Consider the following 26,129-nt stretch of genomic DNA (forward strand, 5'->3'; position numbering starts at 1 on the left):
TTGGCTCCTTATAGATATTACAGCTTGTTTTACCGCCACTTATGATAACGAAAGCCTACGTAAGCGGTTGGCATTGGTCACCACAGTAAGTGAAGATAACGCCATCGCTGCGCCCGCAACAACAGGGCTTAACAGCATACCTGTAAACGGGAACAATAAGCCTGCCGCCACCGGAATGCCCAAAGTGTTATAGATAAACGCGCCAAATAAGTTTTGCTTGATGTTATTCATGCTCGCTTTTGATAGTGCCAAGGTGTCGTTAATCACCATTAAGCGCGATGACAACAAGGTAAAGTCGGCACTTTCAATCGCAATATCTGTCCCCTCGCCCATCGCAAAACCCACATCGGCGCTGACTAGCGCTGGCGCATCATTAATGCCATCCCCCACCATAGCAACGACTTCACCAGCTTGTTGTAACTCCTGCACTTTAGCTTGTTTCTGTTCTGGCAATACATTAGCAACAACAGTATCAATCCCTACTTTTTGCGCCACAGCATTAGCGGTAATTTGGTTATCACCTGTGAGCATCACCACTTTTAAACCCTTGGCCTTCATGGCACTAATGGCCGCTAGCGCATCGGTTTTAATCGGATCTGCAATCGCCATTATTGCTACCAGTTGTTTATCTACTGCGACAAATATTGGCGTTTTTGCTTGGCTTGCAAAATCGTTACTTAGCTGCTCACAATTTACCGTTCCAGCAATTTGGAGCTGCTGCATTAAACTGACATTACCGACGCTGTATCGCTGACCATTAACTTGGCCGCTAATACCCTTGCCTTGGTAATTGGTAAAGCGCTCCGGCTCGACCAATACTAGGCCATCTGCTTTGGCTTTACTGATGATAGCGCTTGCTAGCGGATGCTCAGAATGTTGCTCCAACGAGGCGACATTTTTTAAAAGTTCAGCTTTATTAACGGGTTCTGCTAATCCCGATTCGCTTAACATCAGTATATCGGTTAACTCCGGCGCGCCTTGGGTCACAGTGCCTGTTTTATCGAGTACTACAGTGGTGACTTTACTGGCAGTTTGTAGCGCCTCACCGTTACGGACTAACACGCCTAACTTTGCTGCGCGGCCAACCGACACCATAATCGACATAGGCGTTGCTAAACCGAGTGCACAAGGGCACGCGATAATAAGCACGCTAGTGAGTACGACTAATGCATGAGAAAGCGCAGGCTCTGGACCAAAGTTATACCAAACTAGCGAGCTGATAATCGCAATCATCACCACAACCGGTACAAAGTAGGCAGAGACTTTATCGGTTAAGCGCCCTATCGGCATTTTTGAAATTTGTGCCTGCTGCACCAACTCGATAATTTTGGCTAACTTAGTATCGGTTGCTTTGGCTGTTACCTTATAAATCAAGCTACCATTTGCATTAACTGTACCGGCATTCACTTTATCACCTTGCGCTTTAGCGACAGGGATCGGCTCTCCAGTTAACATCGACTCATTAATCAAGCTCTGACCGCTTTCTACTTCACCATCGAGTGCAACTTTATCACCCGGACGTAAGCGTAATCTGTCACCTAGTTGCAACTGCTCAATAGGCACTTCCTCATCACCATTGTCGGTAATACGAATCGCAGTGCTTGCCTGCAGACCGAGTAAAGCTTGTACCGCTTCGCTGGTTTTACCGCGGGCGCGTAGCTCTAATGCATGGCCTAAGTTAATTAAACCCAAAATCATTACGCTGGCTTCAAAATACACATGGCGGGTATCGGCTGGGAACCAGTCTGGCGCTACAACCACCATCATAGAGTATATCCATGCGGCACTCGTGCCGAGGGCAATTAAAGTGTCCATGTTGGCGCTTTTCGCTTTAATTGCGCGCCACATACCTTGATAAAAATGGCGTCCCGTTAGCAGCATGACTAGCAGAGTCAGCACACCTACAGTGCCCCATGCCCATTGCTGAGCTTGGTTATTAACCATCATCTCACCGCCAAGCAAGCCCCAAAGCATTAAAGGCACGCCAAGGCCTAAACCAACTGCCGCTTGCATCATTCGCAGCCGATACTCTTTAGCTTCATCCGCTGCTTTTTGCTCTGCCGCTATTTTTGCGTCAATCACTAACTCACCATCAAAGCCGACACTTTTAATGATCTCAAGCGCTGTATCGCTGGCAATATCACCCGATACCAATACTAATTTGTCAGCAAGATTGACCGTAGCCGATACCGATTTAGCGGATTGACCAAATGCTTTCTCAATCTTTGCTACACAACTGGCGCAGCCCATTTTAGGTACATACAGATTGAAATTAGCCATTAGATTTTCCTTAAATAATTGGTTTTATATCCCAGCTCGAAACATTCAACCGGTGTTGTTCGAGGCAGCGAGCATCCGAGTTGAGATATAAAAGGCTTTAACCCTGTATAAGATAGATTTATGCTAATGTCTCCCATAAGGGGAGAGTCAAACTGTAATTAGCATTGTTTGAGGAAAGTGTGATGAAGATTGGCGAAGTGGCTAAATTAACAGGGCTTTCAGTTAAGAGTATTCGTTATTACCATGATATTGGTTTAGTGGTCGGCCAACGTGGTGACAATGGCTATCGTGAATACAATCAAAAGTCGGTTGAATCATTAGAGTTTATTCAACATTGCCGTGCCTTGGGTTTCACTTTAGACGATAGTAAGGCGCTGCTCGAGCTGCAAAATAATACCGCTCGTAACGCGGCAGATGTAAAAGCCTTAGCGGAACATCATTTACAGGATATTGAAACCCGCATTAGCCAGTTAACTGAGCTGAAATTACAATTAGCGTCGTTAATCCATGACTGCCAAGGCGGCAATCAGCCTGATTGCGCGATTTTAAGCGGCCTTAGTCAACACGCATGCAAAAAGTGCTGATCCCAAGCAAAATACTACTTATACGAGCTTAACGCCTGCGTAAGTGCTCAATATTTTCAATCGCTAAAGCAGGCAGACTGCCTGCAGGCGTAAAGCCAAAGATTTGCCCATAAAACGACAATTCGGCTTCAAGCGCCTGTTTTTTGCTTTCAGGTGACACACGATTAGCGGCGTCATCGCTAAAGGCTAGATAGGTTACTGGCACTCCCTTTCGTTTGACCGCTTCATAAATTATCAAAGACTGCTCGGCTGGGATCAGTGAATCATTGACTCCTTGAATTAATAACAATGGCTCATTAACCCCTTTTAAATTGGCCATTGCTGAGCGCTGCCGGTAGTTTTCAACACTACCGAGCAAACGTAATAAATAGTGCGACTCAAACTTATGAGAGTGACGTTTAAACTCTTCCATATCGCTGATCCCTGAGTAACTCACGCCAGCGCCAAAGGTACTGTAATTAGCAACCGCTGATAATGCAGTAAAGCCACCAGCACGATTACCTCTAATCGCCAATTTACGCCCATCAACATCGCCGCGGTTTACAAGAAAACCTGCTGCACGCACGGCATCTTCAACATCAGACTTGCCCCAATTACCATATAAGCTATTACGGTAGTCACGACCAAAACCGGTACTGCCACGATAATTAACATCAAATACGGCAAAACCACGGCTGGTCCAATACTGAATATCTCGCCTAAAGGCGCGACTCGCTTTTGCGGTAGGCCCTGGGTGCATCATCAACACTAATGGCGGCTCTTTATTAGTAGGGCCAGTATAGTTAGGGTTCTTAGGTGGATAAAGATAACCGTGAGCTGTCTCATCATTGCCGGTTCGGTAGCTTAAGCTTTGAGGGCGTGAAATAAAATTAGGATCCATTACCGACAGGTTTGGCGCATAAACTAACTGGGCTGCGCGGCCTTGGATTTTATAAATGCCCTTTTCAGGCGTTTCTTTTGCTCCCACAAACAGCACATCGTTACCATTTTGAGTGACATAGTTTATTTCAGCAAAATCAACCGCAATAGGTTCGGTCACGCCACTATGAGTATCAATGCGTATAAGCTGCGCTAAACCATCGTGATTATAACTGGCAACCATTCTATGTTCATTTTCAAAAGCATAATTATATTTGCCGACTTGCCAGTCAGCGTCTGCAAAATCTGCTTGCTTTTCTAGGACGATTTCAGGCACTAATTGCGGATCAAGGCGGTAGATATTCCACCAATTATTAAAGTCCGCAATAAAGTAAAGCTGCCCTGTAGGGCTAAATAATGGCTGAGTTATTGAGCCTTTTTGTTGAGTTTCTATCTTGCGTGGATTTTGGATAACGCCTTTAGTATCAAGATCGGCCAACCAAAGCTCTGTTTGATCCCACGGCATATTTGGATGGTTCCATGCAATCCAAGCGAGCTGACTCTGATCCGGTGACAACACCGGCATACTATAAAAGTCGGCACCGCTAGCTAAAGTTTCCCCTTCATCGGCATAACTTAAGTTTATGCCAACAAGGCTATGAACGGGTTCACCTTTAACGCGATGATCTTCGCGCACGCAAATAAGTCGCGACGCTTTAGGGTTAGAGATACAACCAGCATGGCGAGTCCCATTGGGCGTTAGCGCAAATGGCGCTTGGTTAGGCGCAATACGATAAAGAATTTGATCAGAAAATTTGGTAGCAAACAAACTGTTGCCAATTGCAGCATAAGGGGCACCGCCATATTCGTGCACACGACTACGAATATTAAAGTTAGATGACACAACTTTGGTTACACCACCGTCAATATCAAACCGATATACGCCTTTCTTGCCCTCGTTATTAGCATTACTTTGGACAAAGTAAATACCTTGAGTTGTAGCACGAACATCGCTGATATCATCTGCTAGATCATAAACATCTTCAGGTGTCACAGGTGAAGCCCAACTGCCGTACTCTGCGATATATGCACCATCGACCTGTGGAGTGGCAGGTTCAAGCTCCGTCACTTTAGCAGCATAATCACAGCCAGTTAGCAAAAGCGGGCTAATAAATGCCAGTAATGTCGTTATTATCAGTCTCATTCTTTACCTAAGGCTCAACCCTAAAAAGCGTAGTTATTTTGTTGGCTGTATTATCACGACTAAGGCTTACGGCGCCACTTATTAACAAACCAGTGGATCACACCAATTTGCTTATGCCGACTTAAGCCAAAGTAGATGCAAACCCAAGGTGAAAGTAAAATATACCAAGGAATTGCCGCAGTACTTCTACCTGTAAACATTAGATAGAAAAAACCGAAATAGATCACCACCAGACCGACACAGCCCACAACCAACATCATTATTTTTGTCGCTCTTTCAAGCTTATCCATTTCGCTTCCATACTCCTTTAACAATCATACTATTATGACCCATAGCTTGGTCGATATTCAAACTCTGACTATCAGGCATAAAAAAACGGGCTACTGCCCGTTTTTAACAACATAACTGTATTGAAACATATAAACTAATGCCGCCGTCAATTTCAAATACACAGCCGTTGACCTAGCCTTTATATCGTCATTTTCAATGATGAAACGTATAGTCGAAGCAATCTCTTCAGCTTGACCTAAACGTCCTCACTGTTGACACCATTTTTTGTATTCGCTGTATGTTTACAGACGAATACCGCCGTCAATTTCAAATACGCGGCCGTTAACGTAGTCATTCTCAATGATAAAACGTACTGTCGAAGCAATCTCTTCAGCTTGACCTAAACGTCCAACAGGCACCATCTTTTCTAAACGCTCTAGTGCTTCAGGCTTCATTGCTGCAGTCATTTCTGTTTCAATTACACCCGGTGCGACTGCTGCGCTACGAATGTTGTAACGAGCAAGCTCTTTAGCCCATCCAACACTCATTGCAGCCACGCCCGCTTTAGACGCTGCGTAGTTTGACTGGCCCATGTTACCGGCTTTAGCAAGACTCGAGATATTGATAATCACGCCTTGCTGGCCAGTTTCAATCATAGCGGCAGCCGCTTCACGACCACACAGGAATGAACCAGTTAAGTTAACATTGATTACAGACTGGAATTGATCGAATGACATACGGTCATACACTTGGCCTTCTTTGGCTTTAAGCAGTAAACCATCGCGTAAAATACCGGCGTTGTTTACCAACACATTCACCTGACCAAAATCTTCTTTAATATATTGGAACGTAGCAAATACATCTTCTTCATCAGTAATATCGACTGCGTAACCTTGTACCTCTGTAGTTGCACCAATGTTTGCACAGGCTTTTTCCAACTTCTCTTGGTCAACGTCGATAAGTGCTAACTTAGCCCCTGCAGCCGCTAAATTTTCCGCCATCGCGTAACCTAGCCCACCAGCACCGCCAGTAATAACAACAACCTTATCTTTTAAATCCATTGGATCACCCTTTATTTATTCTGTTCTGAATTAGCAAATTGCTCAAAAATACTTGAAAAATCACGCTTACCATTACCTTGCTTAGCATGATTAACATAAAGACTACGCGCCAACGCGCCCATCGGTGTGCTCGAATTAGATAGTAGCGCCGCTTCTTGCGACAAACCTAAATCCTTCACCATCAAGTCGACCATAAAGCCGCCTTGGTAATCGTTTGATGAAGGCACAGACTCCATCACATCTGGACATGGATTATATTTATCTAAGGTCCAGTTTCCACCACTGCTGACTTTCATAATGTCAGACAGCACTTTCGGATCGAGCCCGTGATCGATACCCATCTGTAATGACTCAGATGTAGCAACCATTAATACCGACAGCAGCATATTATTACATATTTTAGCGACTTGCCCAGCACCGGGACCACCAGCATGGAAGATATTGCCGCCCATGGCGTTAAGTGCACCTTGGGCTTGTTCAAATGCTGTATCGCTACCACCACAAATAAAGGTTAATGTACCAGCAGCTGCGCCTGCTGTACCGCCTGATACTGGCGCATCAATAAACTCTAGGCCTTTATCAGCGGCATGTTTTGCTACAAAACGTGCACTATCGGCATCAATCGTTGAGCAATCAATTAGCAAGGTGCCCGGTGCAACCACATCGATTAAACCTTTGCTGGTGTCATCTGTGACATACAGGCCACGCACATGCTTACCCGCTGGCAACATAGTTACCACTATGTCTGCCCCTGCCGCAGCGCCACAAGCACTTGTAGCAGTCAGTGCGCCTTGCTCAGCCAGTGACTGCATTGCTGCAGGAACTAAATCAAATACTTTTACGGTAAAACCCGCTTTAATCAGGTTGACCGCCATCGGCCCGCCCATGTTTCCTAAACCAATAAATGCAACTGTACTCATGTTTCACTCCGGTTCTCGTTTGTGAGTGTTTGAACCTTATTCAGCTCTCTAATCGCGGCCAATACCACTCACCGCAGCGCTTTACTGTTATTGGTGAGTTTAAAACCCACCAGATGAATCACTTAGTGCAAATCCTTTAGTGGGTGCACATTATCAGCCCAAGGTGATTGCATTAACGATTGCGCAAAGCCTTCAGGGATTGATGCAACATCGCTAAATTGCCACTTAGGGTTGCGGTCTTTGTCGATAAGCAAGGCTCGCACACCCTCACTAAAATCAGCTTTGGCGCAGCAGTTAACGCTTAAACTAAGTTCTAATTTAAAGCACTCAGCAAGGCTAAGCTCACGACTTAGTAGTGATTGTAGATACACTAAATTCAAGCTAACCGGACTACCGGCTTGCATGGTCTTTACCGCTTTAGCTAACCAAGGGTTGGCTTCTAACGTGCTTGATTCAATTTGACTGACGTTAACTAACACCTCATCGAGTGAACCTGTCATCAACTCATCTATTAATAGCTGATTTTGCTCAAGTACGCTGTGAGAAGCTGGTGTTGCACATGCCGCACTCATGGTACTTAACATGTCACTTAGCAGTTGATGGTTTGCATCTTGGTTATCGCCCCAAGGCAATAATGTGATTTGCTTGAACAAGGCTGCCTTATCATCAGCGTTAAGATAGTGATTACCTATGCCCACATATAAGGCGTCACTACCTGACATGTTGTAAGCCGTCATTCCTAAGAACAGACCACTTTTACCTGGCATACGATTTAAGAAATAACTGCCGCCAACATCTGGGTATAAACCGATAGTCACTTCAGGCATAGCGACGCGTGAGCGCTCAGTAACGATGCGATGACTTGCACCAATCATTAAACCTAGACCACCGCCCATCACAATACCGTCGCCCCAGACAATGACAGGTTTACCAAATGTATGTAGCAAATAATCTAGCTGATACTCTTGGCTAAAAAACTCAGTTGCAGACTCTGTAACTTCACCCGGAGTGGCAACTGATGCTTGGTGAATTGCTCGTACATCACCGCCAGCGCAAAAGGCTTTTTCTCCAGCGCCATCAAGTATAATCGCAGCGATATTGCTATCACTTTGCCAAACCGTTAACTGCTCTGTTAATGCCTGCACCATATTAAGATTTAGCGCATTCAGTGCCTTTTCGATGTTTAATGTGGCAACACCGACTTGCATACCTGAATCTGTGATTAGCGTGCTAAATAGCACTTGCTCATTGTTTGTTAGCATATTGCTTGTTTTCGTATTTAGCTCACTCATTAGCCGTTCTTCCAGTTAGCTTTGCGCTTGTTCAAAAAAGCATTAACCCCTTCGGCTTGATCTTCAGTATCAAACAGCTCAACAAACAGTTCTCGCTCTAATGGCAACGCTTGTGAACGCGGCATACTGCGGCCAGCTTGCACTAAGGTTTTACAAGCTTTTACGCTGCTTGGACTTTGATTAGCGACCTTTTCAGCAAGACCCATCGCGGCATTAAACGCATTACCTTGCTCTACGACTTCTTCCACTAAACCAATTTGCTCTGCTTTTGCTGCAGTGATGCGCTCACCGCATAAAATCATACGTTTTGCCCAACCTTCGCCGACTAGCGCAGTTAAGTTTTGGGTGCCGCCCGCACATGGCAATAAACCCACTGTCGCTTCTGGCAGTGCCAGCTGCGCTTGTTCTTCACAAATACGTAAGTCACATGCTAATGCCACTTCTAGACCACCGCCCATGGCATAACCATTAATTGCCGCAATTGACACACCACGAAATGCACTTAAGGTTTCAAACGCTTCACCAAAATAGCGCGCCATTTCGGCTGCGTTTTGCTTATCGCCATCGGCAAACAGCTTTAAATCGGCGCCAGCTGAGAAGAATTTTTGCCCTTCACCAGTGATCACTAAGGCGTAAACATCTTTATTTTCATTCAGCGCTAAAACTTTATGTTTTAGCTCCTGTAAGCTTTCGGCCGTCCAGGTATTGGCAGGCGGATTATTCATGCTGATCACCGCAGTATTGCCGACGATGCGCTCGATTAATAAAGACTGTTGTTGGTTTGACATGGTAACTCCCTATACAAAACTGAAATCATTTGAATGCTGGTAAAAATCGGCCTATAAAATCGCAGCGGCGTTTTCATCTAATAAACGACGCGAAATAATTAAGCGCATGATTTCGTTAGTTCCCTCTAAAATTTGGTGCACTCGTACATCACGCATATGGCGCTCTAATGGGTATTCACGAATGTAGCCGTAACCACCGTGGATCTGCAGAGCCTCGTCACACACCTTAAAACCTATATCAGTAGCAAAACGTTTAGCCATAGCACAATAGGCTGTGGCTTCAGGATCTTGAACATCTAACTTAAACGCCGCTAAACGCACTAATTGACGAGCAGCCACTAGCTCAGTTGCCATATCGGCAAGCTTAAATTGCAACGCTTGAAAGGCCGCTAACGGTTTGCCGAACTGCTTACGCTCGTTCATATATTCTGTCGCGCGCTCAAGTGCCGCCTGCGCTGTACCAATTGAACAAGTGGCGATATTGATGCGACCACCATCAAGGCCTTTCATGGCAAAGGTAAAACCTTGACCTTCTTCGCCCAGAAGATATGCCACTGGCACGCGTACATTTTCAAAAGTGATTTGACGAGTTGGCTGAGCATTCCAGCCCATTTTATCTTCCGCTTTTCCGTAAATAACCCCTGCAGCATCTGCGGGTACCGCAATGGCTGAAATGCCTTTTGGCCCGGCTTCGCCTGTGCGGCACATCACCACTAACATCTCAGTTGCGCCCGCACCTGAAATAAACACTTTAGAGCCAGAAATAACGTACTCATCACCTTCACGTACCGCTTTGGTTTGCAATGATGCCGCATCACTACCCGCGCCTGGTTCAGTTAAGCAATATGAGGCAAGCTTTTCACCTGTGGTTAATGATTCTGACCACTCTTGACGCAATACTTCAGAGCCAAAGCTAGTGATCATCCACGTTGCCATATTATGGATAGTTAACATCGCGGTTGTAGCGGTGCAGCCCATGGATAGCTGCTCAAAAATAATCGATGAATCTAAACGAGACAGCCCCATACCGCCCTCTGACTCTGGCGAATATAAAGAGCAAAAACCAAGCTCACCGGCTTTTTGAATCACATCTTTTGGAAAGTGATGTTCTTCATCCCATTTAGCTGCAAACGGCGCTAGCTCTTCAGCAGCAAATTGCTGGGCTAAATCGGCGAATTGACGTTGGTCTTCATTGAGGTTGAAATCCATTAGGGTACTCCTATTTGTTCTGTCTAATGCCTTAACAGCGTATTTAGCGCTAGGCGTTGGGTCTTTTTATTGCGGCTTTATCTCGCAGCACAGACCTCTATTCGTTATTAATTTGTGATATTTGCTTGTTGAAATCTTATCGTCACCAAAACCTCGCCACCTGCTTAGATGGCGAGGTAATGTTTACTTAAGATCAATCGTCATATTGGGTGCAGACGCTACGGCAATATCAGACTCGAACCAGCGAGCTGTAATGGTTTTGGTTTCAGTGTAAAAACGCACAGCTTGCTTACCATAAGCATGTTGGTCGCCATAGAAACTGCCTTTCCAACCGGTGAACGAGAAGAAAGGTAATGGCACTGGAATAGGCACGTTAATGCCGACTTGACCGACTTCAATTTCGTGCTGATACTTACGTGCGGCCGCGCCACTGGCGGTAAAGATTGATGTGCCGTTGCCGTAAGGGCTGTCGTTCACAATCGCAATTGCATCTTCTAAGGTTTCAGCATTCATGCAGCAAAGCACTGGACCAAAAATTTCCTCTTTATAAATGCTCATATCAGTAGTGACTTTGTCGAACATGGTGGGGCCAACCCAGTTGCCTGACTCATATCCTTCAACCGTAAAGTCAGTACCATCTAGCAAGCAATCTGCGCCCTCTTCCTTACCTTGAGCAATTAAGCTCACCACACGTTGTTTAGCTGCAGGGCTAATAACAGGGCCATAAGCGGCGTCTTTATCGTCCCAAAGGCCTGGCTTAACTTTGGCAATCGCTTCTTTTAGCTCAGGGATCCACTCTTTCGCTGCGCCAACAAATACCGCAACTGACAGCGCCATACAACGCTGACCGGCCGCACCGACCGATGCCCCCACTAAGTTATTAATCACTTGCTGTTTATTTGCGTCAGGCATAATCACGCAGTGGTTTTTAGCACCCGCAAAGGCTTGCACACGTTTTAAGTTATCGGTACCGGTTTTGTAAATGTACTGACCAACATTCACCGAACCGACAAATGAGATGGCTTTAATATCAGGATGAGTTAATAGGATATCAACAGCGGTTTTATCACCATGAACCAGCTGCACCACACCTTTTGGCGCGCCAGCTTGTTCAAACAGCTCAATCAAGCGCTGCGGCGTCATTGGGTCTTGCTCTGATGGCTTAAGAACGAATGTGTTACCGCACGCAATCGCCAGTGGGAACATCCACAGTGGGATCATCGCTGGGAAGTTAAATGGAGTAATACCTGCACAAACACCAAGTGGTTGAGTGTAGCTGTAGGTGTCGATTGAACGAGCCACGTTTTCAACGGTTTCACCCATCATCATCGATGCGATATTACAAGCGTGTTCAGCGACCTCAATTCCACGCCAAACATCGCCTTTTGCATCATCAAATGTTTTACCGGTTTCTTGCGCAAGAATGGTGGCAATCTCGTCATGATGCTCTTTCAGCAGGTGTTGATACTTAAGCATAACCCTTGCACGCTCTGAAACAGGCACTTCTTTCCAGCTTTGAAAAGCGGTTTTAGCGCTAGCAATAGCGCTAAGTACTTCGGCATCGTTTGCTGCATTAACAACGGCAATGGTTTCGTTGTTTGCTGGGTTGGTCACGGCTATTTGCTTGTCGCCTTGGCCCAGTACCCATTCACCGTTGATGTAATGCTTCACTTGAGTTGTCATATCGCTTCCTACTTTGGCAATGTCGTTACTGACGTTTGCAAAATGATGAACCCGCTTGGCCTTTTATTATGTGGCTATAATTGCCTTGGCTATGTACGGGTCCGGTCTTGTTGATTGTGATTGTTACTTCTAATTGCTGGTATCAGCCTTACTGAATACTAGCTCTAGCGCTTTTTACAGCTCAATCGCCATAGCAGTGGCCTCACCGCCGCCAATACAAAGTGACGCCACACCGCGCTTAAGACCGCGAGCTTTTAGGGCATAAATTAGGGTCACTAATAAACGCGCACCTGAGCAACCAATTGGGTGACCTAAGGCGCAAGCGCCGCCGTTAACATTGACTTTATTGGCATCGAGTCCAAGTTCTGAAATCGCCAGCATGGTGACCATGGCAAAGGCTTCGTTGATCTCATACAGATCCACGTCTTCTTTAGCCCAGTTCACTTTATCAAGTAGCTTGTTCATGGCACCGACCGGTGCAGTGGTAAACATTGATGGCTCTTGCGCGTGGGTGGTGTGGCCTTTAATGGTTGCGAGTACTTCAATGCCTAAATCTTTAGCCTGACTACGAGTCATTAGCATTAATGCGGCAGCGCCATCTGAAATTGAGCTGGAGTTGGCGGCAGTAATGGTGCCATCTTTAGCAAAGGCTGGACGCAGTGTTGGGATTTTATCTGGGCGGGCATTACCCGGCTGCTCATCGGTATCAACTACAACATCACCACGTCGATTAGCAACAGTAACCGGTGTAATTTCATCGCTAAAAGCACCTGAATTAATTGCTGTATTTGCTTTTTCAAGTGAGCTTAGTGCAAAACTGTCCATCTGCTCACGAGTAAGCTTAAAGTCATCTGCAGTGTTTTGCGCAAATGTGCCCATAGCGCCGCCGGTATAAGCATCCTCTAAACCATCAAGGAACATATGATCTAGCACTTTGCCATGCCCCATACGCATGCCACCGCGAGCTTTATCCAGTAAATATGGCGCTTGGCTCATGCTTTCCATACCACCAGCCACGACAACATTGGCGCTACCTGCTTTAATTAAATCATGGGCGAGCATCACAGTTTTCATACCTGAACCACAGACTTTATTCACTGTGGTTGCACCAACTGATAATGGCAGCTCAGCACCTAAAGTTGCTTGACGCGCAGGCGCTTGACCAAGGCCTGCTGGAAGCACACACCCCATCAAAACTTCATCAACCTGCTCACCGGCTAGACCACTTTGCTGCATCAACCCTTTAATTGCTGTAGCTGCAAGTTTTGGTGACGCCACACTTGATAGTGCGCCTTGGAATCCGCCCATAGGCGTGCGCTTTGCTGCAACAATAACAATATCTTGATCTAACTGAACTGAACTCATAATTACTCCGCGAATACGCTAGTTAACCTTTTATTTAAACTGCTCTAAAACCTTGTAAAAATGGGGTGAAAGGCTTTAGTTGCTGAGCTGTTCGGAGGTTATTCTCTAGCTAATATAAATGTGATCTTGCTCAATATTTACCACTCTGACGTTTACGCGAACGTAAAGCAAGTGCTCATTGGTCAAATTTATACCAAAGTATGGCTTGCAGTTGTCACTTAAAATTTACAACCAACAAACCTGCCTGACAGTTCAAAAATAGAAAAGCGCTTATTAAGGAGTAGGCTTATAAAAATAGCCCTTAGCTAGGATGAACACTCATATTTGTAGTGAATTGAAGTATAGAAAAATGAGCGGTAAAACAGTTCAAGAAGTTAACTTAAAGAGCTATTTAAAATAGCTTTTAAAACAAACATAGGTTAACCATGGTTCTGTCGATTAGAGCGCTATTATCAAGGTTTCGAACCACTATATAAAAATTATTAATTTAGATTCGAAGTGCTAGAAAAATATGCTAGGAAAAGTATTAAACAAGAATAAATAACTTAGTTTCATAGGGCTTATAGCATTACAAAATTTAATAACATATTAGTGAGCAGTATCAAAGAATTCTTTATTTTAAAGTGACTAAATATGCCAATATCGTATGAAGAACTAAATTATAGTTCAAGGAATGAGATATGAGCGTCCCAAAAGAGCAGCTTATCTATTTAGTGTCGACAAATAACGCATGGAAAGCGATAGTATTGGCAATGTTATTATCGAGAGGTGACTCCAAAGCTAATATTAAGCAAAGAACGCTTGATAACCTATCTCAGGTATCAGCAGAGGCTATTGTAATACTTGATAAATCTTGCATCACCTCGTCAATATTAACTGAAATATCTCCTACTCAGCGTGGCGGTCTATGGCTTATCGTCAATGCCGAACAGGATGACGAAGCTAATATCGCTAACATCATTTCTCTCGGCTTCTCGGGCTTAATCACCACCGAGTTTACCTTAGAAATGTTAGCTAGAGCCTTGCGTACCATTCAAAATAAACAACTGTGGTTTAGTCGTGACGCCATGTCTACAGCGTTAAAGATTTTAGTAAACTCAACTGACGCTTGCCACACCTCTTTAAATGACTTGGGAACTAAGTACACACTCTCTTGCAGAGAAAGACAGGTCTTTTCGCATTTAATAAACGGCTATAGCAATAAAGAAATAGCCCAGCGATTACACCTAAGTCCAAGCACAGTAAAATGCCATGTATCCAGTATTTTATTTAAAACAGGCAAACGCAGTCGTTCGCAAATCAACACACTACTGATGGATTAAATCGACATTTGCTATTAGGTCTAAATTAGTTCCTTAACTGACGCTAACTAGCCCAATGGTCGATACTAAAACTTTATTAAAATTATTATCTTTTATTCGCCAGAGCCTATAACCCTTCGGAGAATAAAATGAAAACTTTAATTGGCGGTTTCGCGGTAGCCTTGCTTTTTTCTGCTGGAGTTGCTGCAAATAATTGGTCTAGTCATCCTGATGAACATCCTGACGGTGCCACACAATTCTATGTCAATTTAACGGGCGAGATCCCTCAACGCTGTTACATGCGTACGACACAAGATCTTTCAATTGAACTAGATGTAAAAACACCTTATGAAACAGCAAGTGAGTTTAAGTTTCAAGCTTGGTGCAATAACGATAATTCAAAAGGTACTCTAGTTGTTGGCGCCCAGGCATTCAAAAATAGTAATGGAATTGACGTCATTCCACTTGAAGTCTCATTTAACGGTACCTCAGGCATGATTGATGCTGATAATAACGCAAGCAATAGCCATGCATTAGAAGTTGGAATGGATGTGAGTAATAGCACTGATGGCCATTTAAGTGCTAACAACATACTTAAAATTAAACCCGTTATTAATGGTTGGGAAAAAGCCGGCGATTATAAAACGTCAATGTACGTGTCTCTTTATCCAAGATAAAAGTGCGTTTTAATAAAAATATTCAATAAACCTGGGGCCTACAGGCCCCTTTGAGGACTTATGCGAATAATCATATTGTCGTTATTCATACTGCTACTATTTCCTCCACTTACTTATGCCTTTGAACTATTTCCTATGGTGAGTTTTTTCTCTGCTCAAGGCAGCAAAAGTGAGCAGTTTTTCCAAGTTAATAACACTACACAGCAACCCTTACCGATAGAGATTTTTGTAAAACAACGGCAAATAGCAAATAGCAACCTTGAAAAGCTTATCGATACTGAGGATTTTTTTGTTTTCCCACCCCAAGTACTTATTCCACCAAATAGTACTCAGATGGTAAAAGTAAAATACATAGGAGATAGAGTCGATACATCCAGATCTTATCGTGTGGTATTTAGCCAACTACCTATTAAAGACGATGTGCGAGAAAGCAGTATTAAAATGCTGTTTCAAATTGGCGCACTGGTGTTTGTATCACCAGATAATGCTGTTAACACAATGACCGCTGATATCCATTACCAAGACTCAAACCCTAAAAGCATGCAGCTAGCCAATATAGGTAATGGGGTAGTTATTATTCCGCAGCTGGCATTTTCAGTAAAAAGTTCTTATACGACTCATAGTTGGAAATGGCAAGATATTCAACACCTGCTACAGCAACAATATTTAGTCCCAGGAGAGTCGGTCAATATTGCAGTAGAGAGTCTACTTACATCTAAAGATAAGCAAGCTAAGGTGGATATAAAGGAACAACGGTGACAAATGTTACTGCACGACTATTATGGATAGGTTTTTCATTCGCCTTGTTATTGCCATTTCAAAGCAATGCTATGAGCTTTTCCTTACCAGTTGAAATAGAAGGGAAAAGATTAGGTAACATCCCCGTCACTCTCAATAATTTAGAAGTAGAGTCTGTTTCCTTAGGTACTTTAAAATCACTTCTTGGTTCGCGAGTCGCTGACAATATCTGGCAACAGCTATCACTTACAGGCAAAGCCAACAACCAAATGATTTCACTGGCAGCCTTATCGCAAAAGGGACTTAACTTAACATTCAACTCATCAACGTTAACTTTAGATCTGAACATAGCTCCAGAGTCTTTTGGTCAATATGATGTGGACTTTAACGAGCAACTTAACCCATTTATTCCCTCACAAAGTGGTACATTCAGTTGGTTAAACAGTATCAACTTTACTCATACCGAAAGCTGGAAGTCCAAAACTGACAGTCGCTTTTCTACTGCTGACTGGTTAGCTCAAATGAATTTTGGCGGAGCTGGTGGCCTAAATGTTACTTTAACAAATCACCTTGAAATCAATGACAGCGAAACCAAGTTGCTACGTGGGGAATGGACCGCTTTTTACGATAAACCCAGCGAGCCCTTAAGATTATCAATTGGCGACATAGACTCAGGTTCTAGCTCTGCAGGGCACTTATCAACCATTAGCCTAGGCGGAATTTCGATAAAAAGCGATTATGCAGAGCTGCAACCAGAAAGGATTATTGGCCCCAATAATAGTCAGGAATTAATTTTAAAAGAAAGCGCAGAAGTGGAGGTCGTAATCAATGGACAAATTATCTTCAGTGGCCGCCAAGAAGCCGGACGTTTTAACTTAAATAATTTACCCATGACCAACGGCGCCAATGACATCATAGTGAATGTGACTTACCTTTCAGGAAAGTCCGAGCGGTTTGTATTTAGCCAATTTTATAATAACAAACTGCTGAACCAAGATATGTTGAACTACGGTGTCACCGCTGGTGCACCATCTATCTATGCTGATGATGGCGTTGAATATTTAGATACTTGGTCAGTATCCAGTTTTGCTGAATACGGCCTCTTCTCTTGGCTAACGGTTGGTGTTAATGCCGCCGCAGCTAAATATGGCCAGATGTTTGGAGCCACCGCCACATTAGGCACAGCTTGGGGCAACTTATCGAGTAGAGCCTCTTTAAGCAATCTAGAAGATACAGGTTTGGGCAACGTCGTATCTTTTACCTTTGAAAGCACCATTGCCGGAAATGCTAATAACTCCCCAAACCTAAGGCTGAGCGCCGATTTTGCCAATGAGTTTTCTGCAACGCCTTGGGATAAAGAGGTATTAGCCACTTCCTATGAGCGCTACCTCGCTAATTATGTCTGGGTATTTAACAACGCTTGGGATACGACAGTTTCGGGCTCTTACTATAAAGACACTCATAATGATGAACAAACTAGTTTATCTATAACTCTGAACTACCGAGTAGGCGATTGGACCTTAGGTTCAGGGGTTAATTACAACAATATCAACACTGAAAATAATTCAGATCTAGAGTATTTCGTAACCTTAGATTGGAGACGTTCAAATACACAAAGTCGCCTTAATCTTGCAGCCAACTATAACAGCAGTAATAACTACGGCAGGCTAGAAGCCAGTAAAACCAGTAATGATAGAGTTGGCAGTATTGGCTACCGCGCCCAGGCTGAATATGAAGACGGTCGCGATAAGCAAAATGTACAATTCGATTACACAGCAAATCGCCTGAGAGTTGAATTAGAAGTAGAACGCGCTAACAGTAATACCTCAGACAATAATACCTCCTATTCAACTTCAATAAGAGGCAATACCGCTATCGGAATTATAGATGGCCAAGTTGGTTGGGGGCGAGCAAAAGACGGGCCTTTTATCATTTCAAAGCTACATCCGTCACTATCGCAGCAGCAAGTATTATTAGGTATAGATCAAAAACAACAATATCAAGCTTCCGGCACTTCTAATATAGGCGCACTCATTCCGTTAGAAGTCGCTTACATTGACAACATTGTTGACCTCAACGTTCCTGATGCGCCAATAGGCTACGACTGGGGAGAAAGTCGACTAACCATTTCACCCGGTGCCACTACAGGCCATTTTTTCATGGTTGGTTCAAATAGTTCATACACAGCTAGAGGCGTTTTAAAAACAAGTGATGGTAGACCCATCTCCTATTTACAAGGCTCGATGACAGGTAATGGAGTAACCCTACCTTTCTTTACCAATAAGTCTGGCAGGTTTTATCTCCAAGGTATCGGCCCAGGTAAATACATGCTCACCATTTCAAGTAATAGCTATAAACCAAAAGCTATTGTCATAACACAGGGCAATAGTCACTTAATCGAGCTTGGCACACTCGATATTACATGTATTAGGGAGACCTGCGATGAACGTCTATAGAACAAAAAAAGAATACTTAATTCTGGCGATAATCTGCATTGGCTTTGCCGGTTTTTCACATGCAGAATCCAATCAAGGTCCGCCTTTATGTAACGGTCATTGGCATGTTCAACTAAAAACACAATCTGCAACTTCAGAAGAAAAAGGCCAACGAGGAGTTTGGATCCCAGGTACTATTTACCTAGATAGAGCATTGTCTTTATGCGCCAAAAACATAGTCATCAAACAACCCCAAGGCGGTGAACCAATGCTTAAAGGCTTGGCGTCACAGCATAGATATGAACTGAAAAATACTTCTCGCCAGTCAATAACAACAACAGGGAGAAATGATTATGTTTTACCCATTTTAGGCCAACGTAAAATTAATTTTTGGGCTTATGTTCCAAACGGTAATGACTTTTACCCCGGTGGATACCAAGGCATATTAGAAATTGAACTTAAAAATAATACGCTTATATCAACCAATAGTTATGCTTTTAGTTACCAAGTAAAACCTTATGTCCGCGCTAAAATTGCCAATAGCAACAATAGCTGGATGCCAGCAACCGGTACATCAGTCAGGGTCAACTTGGGAAACTTAACCCAGAAAAATAGCAAAGAATTACCCATCTTCATCGAAAGTAACAGCTACGTGGGGGTATCCATGTCATCAGAAAATAATGGCTATCTTGTTAACCTAACTAATAAAAATAACAAGGTCCCTTATAAATTGCAGTTTCTCGGTCAACAGCTCAACTTAGCTAACAATGTGGAATTCAATATCACTAACCGCCTTTTAAATGGACAAAAAATGGCAATTATTTTTCAAAACACACCGATGCCTTTTGCCCGAGCAGGTCAGTATGAAGATATTATTACTATCAACTTATTTGCAAGATAAGCTTTATGAAAATATTCCTAAATGAAAAATGCCAATGTAAATATAAACATTGGCATTTATGACTCGTTATTATGGCTCTATGACTCCCACGGCGTTATGCCGCTCATGTCATCAAGGTTATATGGAGTTAGCTGGTAAACATAATAGTTAAGCCAGTTACTGACTAATAAGCTGCCATGACTGTGCCAACGAGCGATGGGTGATTTTTCAGGATCGTTATCGCTAAAGTAGTTTTGCGGAATATCAGGGGTAAGCCCCTGCGATAAATCACGCAAATACTCATCTTTTAAGGTCGACTTTTGATACTCAGGGTGCCCCATCACAAACAAATTACGGTTACTCTTACTCAGCACCATGTAGGCGCCCGCTGTGTCAGACTCTGTCAGCACTTGCAGCTCAGGGTGAGCTCTCAGTAACTCAACGTCCATCTCTGCAAAGCGGGAATGTGGCGCAAAAAACTCATCATCAAAGCCACGCAGTAGTGGATAATGTTTAGTGGTTCGTTTGTGATTAAATACGCCTGAACGCTTGCTTGAAAGTAACTTGCGATTTAACCCATATAGATGAAACAACGCCGCGTGCGCGGCCCAACATAAGAACAGCACCGAAGTAACATGTAATTGTGACCAATCAATAATCTCCCGAATATGGTCCCAATAAGACACATCTTCAAATTCAACCTGACCTAATGGTGCCCCGGTAATAATCAGTCCATCGTAATTTTTGTGGCGAACTTGCTCAAAATCACGATAAAAGTTATTCATATGATCGATAGATACATGCTTTGATTCTTTGTCGTGAATACGCAATAAATCAACATCGACTTGCAAAGGAGTGTTACCTAAAAGGCGCAGCAACTGAGTTTCGGTTTCGATCTTATTCGGCATTAAATTAAGTATTAATACCTTCATAGGACGAATATCTTGATTTGCAGCTCGAGTTTCTGACATCACAAAGATGTTTTCAGACTCTAAGATTTCAGCCGCTGGAAGATTATCAGGAATTTTAACCGGCATATCGCGCCTCTTTTCTAATTTGAGTGACCAACCAGAAAGAGACGCACCAGACTAGCTAAGACCTAGCTATTTTGGTTAGCGTGCAACTCTCTGCACTAAAACTGACATAGGCTCAACTGAGTCCAAATCAATTCGGTAAGCTTGGGTATTAATAAACATCAATTGATCGTTAAGAGTAATGCGCGCACCTATGTTGTAGGTGTGGCCAGGTTCAAATTGATCTCTATTAATTAAAAATTGAAACGGAACAGGCGTACTTACATCGTTACGTTCAAACTCTGCAATCACTTCAGCGGGTGCATCTGCTAGCGATACGTCCTGAACTTGCACGGTAATCACTGCATCTTCAGGTAGCATCATGCGCTCCTTGTACCAAACCTCACCATGGATCTCCACCACAGCATTAGATGTTGCACAACCGGTCAGCATGCTGGCTACAACTGCTAAAGGTAATAAAGGTTTAAACCACTGTTTCATATTTATGCTCCTAATAATACATTAAGACTTCTAGAAGTCTATATGTCCAACTTGAATTTTATATTAGTTAACGATCAAATAATTAGTACTTACCCATTTGCACAGCGCATTGGGTTACAACATGCGGATAACTCAAGTAAATCAGATTTCGTTGGTGCAATTTACACACTCGGTATTCATTCTCACTATCCGCGTCACAGCAAGCGACAATTAATCTTGTTCTAATACACATATCTTTCTATGATAAGTTACCTATTCGAAGTCGAATACCCATATGACACAAGCAACTGCAATAATTGTGGGCGCTAGCTCATTACTTAGCCGTGAAATTGCAAAACAACTTGCAGAGGACGGCGTTGAACTGGCCCTATTAGCACAAGATCCACAATCGCTTACCGAGTTTAGTCAATCATTGCCGACTAAGGCGCAAGTTTTTCCTTTGCAAATTGATGATCCTCAAGCGGTAATCGCAAGCCTAAATGCCGTATGGCAATCATTAGGTGGCGCCCACCTTATTTTGGTCAATACGGGTCTTACCCACTATGATCCAGAATTACCTTGGCTGCCAGAGCAAGATATCATCACAGTTAATGTGCAAGGCTTCTCGGCTGTTTGCAATACGGCCTTTAGGCTATTTAGAGACCAAGGTTACGGTCAATTAGCTGCGATTAACTCTATTGCCGGTTTGCGCGGCGGTCCAAGTGTTGCCTACCATGCCTCTAAAGCCTATGCGCAAAATTATCTTGAAGGTTTAAGCATGCATGCTCAGCGCTTAAAACTGCCGATTACTATTACTGATATTCAGCTAGGCATGTTAGATAAAGCGGCTATGCAGCAAAACCGTTTATGGTTATCGCCACCTAATGTCGTCGCCCAGCAAGTGATTAAGGCGATGAAAGCCGGTAAACGCAAAGCTTATGTAACTAAGCGCTGGCGTTTAGTAGCTTGGTTAACTAAAGGCCTACCCGAGTTTGTTTACAATACTCGCCACTGGAAAACCAAAGAGCAGAAAAAAGCAGAGCGCGCAGCTAAGAAAGAGTCGAAGTAAAGCTAAGTCAAAAGATGTATAGCTTGAATGTAAAAGGAGCCAAACGGCTCCTTTTTCATGGGTGGGATATGTCCAACTTAACGCAAAATTAGAATGTGTAACCAACACTCACCATATAAACCCATGGGTCGATATCAGTTTCAACATTTTGTGCTTCACCCGCTAGGTTGAATTTCACATCAGTGCTGATTTGCGCATACCAAACAGAAGCGTTAACTAACCAGCTGTCGTTAATTTTATAATCTAAACCAACTTGAGCTGCAACGCCCCAAGAATTAGACATGCTCAAATCGGTTAATGCACCATCTAAATCGTTGGTAAATTCATTGTCATAAAAATTAGTAAAGTTAACACCAGCGCCAATGTAAGGACGTAGTTTTGAATTCGCATCGCCAAAGTAATACTGAGCAACTAAGGTTGGTGGTAAGTGCTTAGTTTCAGCAATCTTACCTAATGAACCTAGTGAAACATCGTGACTAAATGGTGTTGCTGCTAATAACTCAATACCAATGTTATCAGTGATCATATAACCAAAGTTTAGACCTACTTGCGTATTATCATCAACACTAAACTCAGCAACATCAGCAACAACCGGACTAGATTCATTTGGTGCAACCACTACCGCACCAACACGAACGATAATGTCACCAGCTTGATGAGCAAGCACTGAAGATGTGAAACCTGTGGTTAAAAGCGCTGTAGCAACCAGACCTGAAACGATACTTTTTCTCATTATAATACTCCATAATTTACAACACGATATAGCGCGTTATTTATCAATATCCTTACATTTGCGTGCATCCTGACAGATTAAGCAGCACTAAAAATTGATCTAAATCAATTTCAATCGCAGATACCCATTTTGATATATATTTAACCGATCTCGATCACAAAAACATCGATCATATCACTGTTAATAACATGCATTTTGTGACCCCTGCACACATTGATCAGTAAGCACTCAAACCTAAGCCGCCTATGTAGTAACAAAAAAACAACAAAACTAAGTGGAAGCCATAAAGTAACTAAAGAAGTAAAGTGAGTGAGTGGCATGAGTAGCGCGAATATGATGAGTTGAATCACTCTGATGGAATAAAGATAAATCTAAAGTGGCTGTGTTGAAATCAACTAGATAACAGTAAAGATGCAACCTTCATAAGGACAATTGAAAGCAGGAGTGGCTAATCACCACACAAATAACTTAAAACTCATTAAGATAATAAATACTAGCACGAGTCCAGCCCAACCTAGGCAGCGGGTGACTATTTCTGGAGATTGCTGATTAAAGTGAGGGAACAAAACTGCGCAGACTGATACCGCAGGGACTAAGCCATATAGCAGGCCCATTTTACTTGAGGTTGCTGTAGCAAAAGGTGGCATAAACAGATAAACCAGAATATAAATGCCGTATAACCCCAAAGCAAGATACGCTTCTATCGGTGAGATTTCACTTTCTTTTGACCAAAAGTAGAAAACTACAATCGCGCTAAACACCAGCAAATTAATCAAGTTAGACCTACTACATTAAATAATACTAATCAGCATAAGACTGACGTTATAAAAACTGCCTTTGCTAAAATTAGCGGCAATGATAAATCAATCGCCCACAGCTCTGGCCGCCGGACTTTTATTTAGTCTTGCTTGGAGATATCCTCAGGTATTGTGGCGCTCATCTCGTTAACTATTTTGGCGCTAAACTCTTTATACGCTTAGCTATTTCTACGCTTAACAATCGCCACGCTTAAAAAGGCTATGAAAAACAGAGAAAATGCGACTGCTCCAAATATATCCTGTTCAATCAGGTTATAAACTATACCTAGAAGCATGATCGCCGAACCAATAAAGTATTCTTTCGATGTCGACAATAAATTTGTGTTCATAAATATCCTTTTCAATGTAACTCCATGTCACTAACTACTAAAACATTTCCTTGCCTAACCAATCTAAACAGAAACGACTCCAGCTCAACTTGGGTATTTGTGAGAGATAGGATCGGTAATCACGATGGTATCGCCCCTGAGCATATAATTGCCGCCGTGCAAATCCATCACGCCGTGTTCATCTACAAAGCTAAGCACATCAAATAGCGTTTTAAGTAGCTCTTCATGATCATCAATAATTTGATCGTCTATCACGACAGGTTTGCGCTCATCCGTACTCATATAGAAATGCGATCTAGGCTCTTGGATCTGTTCAACAAACTCATCGGCTGTTTGTACTTGGTCGTTAAAAGGCTTTTTAGGATCGGCAAACGGCAAGGTCATAGTACGTAGTGTTCCCCACAACTTACCAAAATCATAATCATGAAAATGGCTAGGACGGGTCGGCTCGGTGCCGTCATCACTAATATCTTCTAGTCGCTCCATCACATAAAAGCGCACAACTCGGCCGCTACTGAGCTCAACGGTGTCTTCTCGATGGATAGTTGGAACATGGGGGTTATCTTGATTTTCAGGACGCATGCACCAGCGTGCAAATAGGTAGTAGCCATCAATTTTGCTGTTGCACAGCTTAACGACTTTATCTGGCTCACCGGGCATTTCATATACTTCGGCATAGATCCCAGTAGCGATTAAATCAAGCTCGCTAAAACGCTCTAAATATATTGATACATCGTCAACCCGATGGATCTCTTCTGCGTTTGCTAATTCTTTAATCTCTTTAATCGCATCAAGATAAGGTTCCATCGATTGGCCACCATTTACAACAAGTACAAATTTAGAACTATTGGTAGTCGCAAGCTAAAACAGCTTGTAAGCAAACCAACAACGAGCATCAAGCGCTCATAAGTTCACCATTTGTCATTATCTCGCAGCTTGGGGTAGGTTTGCAACCAACGCTTATTTTTTACACGCTGCTTAAACAGAGAGCGACAAGCTTTGGGGTTTTGCTGTAGCGACAAATCGAATAAACAGCTCAATCCAAAACTGCAGTGTAAAATCAACTCTGTTGAAGAGACTGATCCCGATTCAGAACCGGAGCCAAAACCGCTAGCCGAAAGACGACTAAATTGACTACTGACTGCAACCGCGGTTTGCTTTTCAGGCCAATAACTCATGGCATCAAGACATGAGCAGTATTGCGGATGCTCATTACGTAGATGCATTCTAGCTTGGTTCTTCACTGACCATGGAAACGTTGGCGCGATACGTTTTAATTCAGCTTCAATCGCTCTGTCACGCTCAATAGATAAATCACTTAAATCAAAGTAAATAAGGTCAATATCATTCAGCGGTGTTTGCAGGCCATGTAATTTATCCCAGACTAAGTTACGGACAAAACCCGCCGCTAACATCCAATCATTAAGCTGCATTTGTTGAGCCGCAAGCAAAGCATGACAACGCTGCTCATCTTCAAGTAACCATTTGATGATTAACTTTTGAAAATCGTATTCATCTAGCTGTAAAAGGTTAAGTGCTATGGCGTCAGTCATATCGCCCATTGTATCGCCTCGTTAATTCAACTCGCTCAGCAATCGATAAAGGTAAACAGAGCCTAACTTGATAATAAAAAAGGAGCCTAAGCTCCTAATTTATTTACCTTGATGCTTATACCTAATCAAGGATAGCTGTAACAACAAACTCAAGTTAAGGCGCAGGTACAGCCTTCATCAATACTTCAGTAGTGTACTTGTCGTTGTTAATCACAGGAAAGCGATCATAAGTTTGGAAGATCACTTGTCCTTGATATTGGATCATCGCCACCACACCGTAATTGACGCTGCTATCAATACTATCGGCCGGTAATAAAAATTTAAACGGCACAGGCGCTCTTACAATATCAAAACTTTTTTGCGCAATAATCGAACCTGGTGTATCCAAGTCGATAATCGCAATGGTAATAGCGCTTCCTTGAGGTAAGGCTAATCTTTCTAGGTAACCTGCCGCACCATTAACCACAACAGGCGGTTTTTCTTCCACGGTTACACAAGCAGTTAGTACCATTAAACATAACAGCGCTACGCTTTTTTTCATCATTGAAATCATTGCTTTGATCCTTTATTGCCACATTAATTTTATATT

The 26,129-nt window shown here is 43.0% G+C and carries 24 protein-coding genes and 1 pseudogene; 7 read left to right on the plus strand and 18 right to left on the minus strand.

Annotated features, from left to right (window positions below; genetic code table 11):
- Positions 1-39: 39 nt before the first annotated feature.
- On the minus strand, positions 40-2,280 hold the full coding sequence (locus MSG37_RS04960) for a heavy metal translocating P-type ATPase (protein WP_248469465.1): 2,241 nt from the start codon (positions 2,278-2,280) through the stop codon (positions 40-42).
- A gap of 182 nt (positions 2,281-2,462) precedes the next feature.
- On the opposite strand from MSG37_RS04960, the gene cueR reads away from it, so the two are divergent.
- Positions 2,463-2,864: a Cu(I)-responsive transcriptional regulator gene (cueR, locus tag MSG37_RS04965; RefSeq protein ID WP_248469466.1), complete on the plus strand. Its 402-nt coding sequence runs from the start codon at positions 2,463-2,465 to the stop codon at positions 2,862-2,864.
- A gap of 28 nt (positions 2,865-2,892) precedes the next feature.
- Here the strand turns inward: cueR and MSG37_RS04970 are convergent, their stop codons facing one another.
- The 10 genes and pseudogenes from MSG37_RS04970 to MSG37_RS05015 all read right to left on the minus strand — a co-directional run bounded on the left by MSG37_RS04970 (position 2,893) and on the right by MSG37_RS05015 (position 13,514).
- Positions 2,893-4,926 (minus strand): prolyl oligopeptidase family serine peptidase, encoded by a 2,034-nt coding sequence (locus tag MSG37_RS04970; protein ID WP_248469467.1) that lies wholly within the window; start codon positions 4,924-4,926, stop codon positions 2,893-2,895.
- Positions 4,927-4,985: 59 nt separating this feature from the next.
- The gene (locus tag MSG37_RS04975) at positions 4,986-5,216 is read right to left on the minus strand and encodes a hypothetical protein (protein WP_248469468.1); all 231 of its coding nucleotides are present in this window, start codon (positions 5,214-5,216) and stop codon (positions 4,986-4,988) included.
- 172 nt (positions 5,217-5,388) lie between these two features.
- Positions 5,389-5,462 (minus strand): annotated as a pseudogene (locus MSG37_RS04980) (short-chain dehydrogenase); the annotation flags it as partial.
- Between the two features lie 36 nt (positions 5,463-5,498).
- Positions 5,499-6,257 carry an SDR family oxidoreductase gene (locus MSG37_RS04985; protein ID WP_248469469.1) on the minus strand — a complete coding sequence of 253 codons (759 nt, stop codon included), beginning with the start codon at positions 6,255-6,257 and terminating at the stop codon, positions 5,499-5,501.
- Positions 6,258-6,268: 11 nt separating this feature from the next.
- On the minus strand, positions 6,269-7,177 hold the full coding sequence (mmsB, locus tag MSG37_RS04990) for a 3-hydroxyisobutyrate dehydrogenase (protein ID WP_248469470.1): 909 nt from the start codon (positions 7,175-7,177) through the stop codon (positions 6,269-6,271).
- Positions 7,178-7,299: 122 nt separating this feature from the next.
- Positions 7,300-8,469: an enoyl-CoA hydratase/isomerase family protein gene (locus tag MSG37_RS04995; protein ID WP_248469471.1), complete on the minus strand. Its 1,170-nt coding sequence runs from the start codon at positions 8,467-8,469 to the stop codon at positions 7,300-7,302.
- Entirely contained in the window at positions 8,469-9,257 is a 789-nt protein-coding gene (locus MSG37_RS05000; RefSeq protein WP_248469472.1) for an enoyl-CoA hydratase, read from the minus strand. The genes MSG37_RS04995 and MSG37_RS05000 overlap by 1 nt, the downstream gene beginning before the upstream one ends.
- 51 nt (positions 9,258-9,308) lie before the next feature.
- Positions 9,309-10,466 carry an acyl-CoA dehydrogenase family protein gene (locus MSG37_RS05005; RefSeq protein ID WP_248469473.1) on the minus strand — a complete coding sequence of 386 codons (1,158 nt, stop codon included), beginning with the start codon at positions 10,464-10,466 and terminating at the stop codon, positions 9,309-9,311.
- Positions 10,467-10,649: 183 nt separating this feature from the next.
- Positions 10,650-12,149: a CoA-acylating methylmalonate-semialdehyde dehydrogenase gene (locus MSG37_RS05010; protein WP_248469474.1), complete on the minus strand. Its 1,500-nt coding sequence runs from the start codon at positions 12,147-12,149 to the stop codon at positions 10,650-10,652.
- Between the two features lie 174 nt (positions 12,150-12,323).
- On the minus strand, positions 12,324-13,514 hold the full coding sequence (locus tag MSG37_RS05015) for an acetyl-CoA C-acyltransferase (protein WP_248469475.1): 1,191 nt from the start codon (positions 13,512-13,514) through the stop codon (positions 12,324-12,326).
- Between the two features lie 680 nt (positions 13,515-14,194).
- On the opposite strand from MSG37_RS05015, the gene MSG37_RS05020 reads away from it, so the two are divergent.
- The 5 genes from MSG37_RS05020 to MSG37_RS05040 all read left to right on the plus strand — a co-directional run bounded on the left by MSG37_RS05020 (position 14,195) and on the right by MSG37_RS05040 (position 19,566).
- On the plus strand, positions 14,195-14,836 hold the full coding sequence (locus MSG37_RS05020) for a response regulator transcription factor (protein WP_248469476.1): 642 nt from the start codon (positions 14,195-14,197) through the stop codon (positions 14,834-14,836).
- Positions 14,837-14,964: 128 nt separating this feature from the next.
- Complete coding sequence (locus MSG37_RS05025; RefSeq protein WP_248469477.1) at positions 14,965-15,492, plus strand: hypothetical protein; 528 nt, start codon at positions 14,965-14,967, stop codon at positions 15,490-15,492.
- A 60-nt stretch (positions 15,493-15,552) separates the two neighbouring features.
- Complete coding sequence (locus MSG37_RS05030; protein ID WP_248469478.1) at positions 15,553-16,251, plus strand: fimbria/pilus periplasmic chaperone; 699 nt, start codon at positions 15,553-15,555, stop codon at positions 16,249-16,251.
- Positions 16,248-18,686: a fimbria/pilus outer membrane usher protein gene (locus MSG37_RS05035; protein ID WP_248469479.1), complete on the plus strand. Its 2,439-nt coding sequence runs from the start codon at positions 16,248-16,250 to the stop codon at positions 18,684-18,686. Before MSG37_RS05030 ends, MSG37_RS05035 begins: the two co-directional genes overlap by 4 nt.
- A complete protein-coding gene (locus MSG37_RS05040) occupies positions 18,673-19,566 on the plus strand; it encodes a hypothetical protein (protein WP_248469480.1) in 894 nt (297 codons plus the stop codon). Before MSG37_RS05035 ends, MSG37_RS05040 begins: the two co-directional genes overlap by 14 nt.
- A gap of 77 nt (positions 19,567-19,643) precedes the next feature.
- Here the strand turns inward: MSG37_RS05040 and metA are convergent, their stop codons facing one another.
- Positions 19,644-20,582, minus strand: coding sequence for a homoserine O-succinyltransferase (gene metA, locus MSG37_RS05045; protein WP_248469481.1), 939 nt, complete (start codon positions 20,580-20,582; stop codon positions 19,644-19,646).
- 75 nt (positions 20,583-20,657) lie between these two features.
- Positions 20,658-21,059, minus strand: a complete 402-nt coding sequence (locus MSG37_RS05050) for a YbaY family lipoprotein (RefSeq protein WP_248469482.1) — start codon at positions 21,057-21,059, stop codon at positions 20,658-20,660.
- A 274-nt stretch (positions 21,060-21,333) separates the two neighbouring features.
- Between MSG37_RS05050 and MSG37_RS05055 the strand changes: the two genes are divergently transcribed.
- Positions 21,334-22,107 carry an SDR family NAD(P)-dependent oxidoreductase gene (locus MSG37_RS05055; protein ID WP_248469483.1) on the plus strand — a complete coding sequence of 258 codons (774 nt, stop codon included), beginning with the start codon at positions 21,334-21,336 and terminating at the stop codon, positions 22,105-22,107.
- A gap of 88 nt (positions 22,108-22,195) precedes the next feature.
- Here the strand turns inward: MSG37_RS05055 and ompW are convergent, their stop codons facing one another.
- The 5 genes from ompW to MSG37_RS05080 all read right to left on the minus strand — a co-directional run bounded on the left by ompW (position 22,196) and on the right by MSG37_RS05080 (position 26,093).
- Entirely contained in the window at positions 22,196-22,840 is a 645-nt protein-coding gene (ompW, locus tag MSG37_RS05060; RefSeq protein ID WP_248469484.1) for an outer membrane protein OmpW, read from the minus strand.
- Between the two features lie 452 nt (positions 22,841-23,292).
- Complete coding sequence (locus MSG37_RS05065) at positions 23,293-23,616, minus strand: hypothetical protein (protein WP_248469485.1); 324 nt, start codon at positions 23,614-23,616, stop codon at positions 23,293-23,295.
- 455 nt (positions 23,617-24,071) lie between these two features.
- Positions 24,072-24,794 (minus strand): hypothetical protein, encoded by a 723-nt coding sequence (locus MSG37_RS05070; protein WP_248469486.1) that lies wholly within the window; start codon positions 24,792-24,794, stop codon positions 24,072-24,074.
- A gap of 104 nt (positions 24,795-24,898) precedes the next feature.
- Positions 24,899-25,549, minus strand: a complete 651-nt coding sequence (locus MSG37_RS05075) for a nucleotidyltransferase family protein (protein WP_248469487.1) — start codon at positions 25,547-25,549, stop codon at positions 24,899-24,901.
- A 145-nt stretch (positions 25,550-25,694) separates the two neighbouring features.
- The gene (locus MSG37_RS05080) at positions 25,695-26,093 is read right to left on the minus strand and encodes a YbaY family lipoprotein (RefSeq protein ID WP_248469488.1); all 399 of its coding nucleotides are present in this window, start codon (positions 26,091-26,093) and stop codon (positions 25,695-25,697) included.
- Positions 26,094-26,129: the final 36 nt, after the last annotated feature.

This window comes from Shewanella sp. 1CM18E (assembly GCF_023161665.1).
Taxonomy (GTDB): Bacteria; Pseudomonadota; Gammaproteobacteria; order Enterobacterales; family Shewanellaceae; genus Shewanella.

Bases quoted from the DNA above. Each gene is read 5' to 3' on its own strand.
- mmsB (WP_248469470.1), bottom strand. From the start codon at position 7,177: ATGAGTACAGTTGCATTTATTGGTTTAGGAAACATGGGCGGGCCGATG.
- MSG37_RS05050 (WP_248469482.1), bottom strand. From the start codon at position 21,059: ATGAAACAGTGGTTTAAACCTTTATTACCTTTAGCAGTTGTAGCCAGC.
- MSG37_RS04975 (WP_248469468.1), bottom strand. From the start codon at position 5,216: ATGGATAAGCTTGAAAGAGCGACAAAAATAATGATGTTGGTTGTGGGC.
- MSG37_RS05080 (WP_248469488.1), bottom strand. From the start codon at position 26,093: ATGATTTCAATGATGAAAAAAAGCGTAGCGCTGTTATGTTTAATGGTA.
- MSG37_RS05020 (WP_248469476.1), top strand. From the start codon at position 14,195: ATGAGCGTCCCAAAAGAGCAGCTTATCTATTTAGTGTCGACAAATAAC.
- cueR (WP_248469466.1), top strand. From the start codon at position 2,463: ATGAAGATTGGCGAAGTGGCTAAATTAACAGGGCTTTCAGTTAAGAGT.
- ompW (WP_248469484.1), bottom strand. From the start codon at position 22,840: ATGAGAAAAAGTATCGTTTCAGGTCTGGTTGCTACAGCGCTTTTAACC.
- MSG37_RS05025 (WP_248469477.1), top strand. From the start codon at position 14,965: ATGAAAACTTTAATTGGCGGTTTCGCGGTAGCCTTGCTTTTTTCTGCT.
- MSG37_RS04970 (WP_248469467.1), bottom strand. From the start codon at position 4,926: ATGAGACTGATAATAACGACATTACTGGCATTTATTAGCCCGCTTTTG.
- MSG37_RS04985 (WP_248469469.1), bottom strand. From the start codon at position 6,257: ATGGATTTAAAAGATAAGGTTGTTGTTATTACTGGCGGTGCTGGTGGG.
- MSG37_RS05030 (WP_248469478.1), top strand. From the start codon at position 15,553: ATGCGAATAATCATATTGTCGTTATTCATACTGCTACTATTTCCTCCA.
- MSG37_RS05000 (WP_248469472.1), bottom strand. From the start codon at position 9,257: ATGTCAAACCAACAACAGTCTTTATTAATCGAGCGCATCGTCGGCAAT.
- MSG37_RS04960 (WP_248469465.1), bottom strand. From the start codon at position 2,280: ATGGCTAATTTCAATCTGTATGTACCTAAAATGGGCTGCGCCAGTTGT.
- MSG37_RS05010 (WP_248469474.1), bottom strand. From the start codon at position 12,149: ATGACAACTCAAGTGAAGCATTACATCAACGGTGAATGGGTACTGGGC.
- MSG37_RS05055 (WP_248469483.1), top strand. From the start codon at position 21,334: ATGACACAAGCAACTGCAATAATTGTGGGCGCTAGCTCATTACTTAGC.
- MSG37_RS05075 (WP_248469487.1), bottom strand. From the start codon at position 25,549: ATGGGCGATATGACTGACGCCATAGCACTTAACCTTTTACAGCTAGAT.
- MSG37_RS05040 (WP_248469480.1), top strand. From the start codon at position 18,673: ATGAACGTCTATAGAACAAAAAAAGAATACTTAATTCTGGCGATAATC.
- MSG37_RS04995 (WP_248469471.1), bottom strand. From the start codon at position 8,469: ATGAGTGAGCTAAATACGAAAACAAGCAATATGCTAACAAACAATGAG.
- MSG37_RS05015 (WP_248469475.1), bottom strand. From the start codon at position 13,514: ATGAGTTCAGTTCAGTTAGATCAAGATATTGTTATTGTTGCAGCAAAG.
- metA (WP_248469481.1), bottom strand. From the start codon at position 20,582: ATGCCGGTTAAAATTCCTGATAATCTTCCAGCGGCTGAAATCTTAGAG.
- MSG37_RS05070 (WP_248469486.1), bottom strand. From the start codon at position 24,794: ATGGAACCTTATCTTGATGCGATTAAAGAGATTAAAGAATTAGCAAAC.
- MSG37_RS05005 (WP_248469473.1), bottom strand. From the start codon at position 10,466: ATGGATTTCAACCTCAATGAAGACCAACGTCAATTCGCCGATTTAGCC.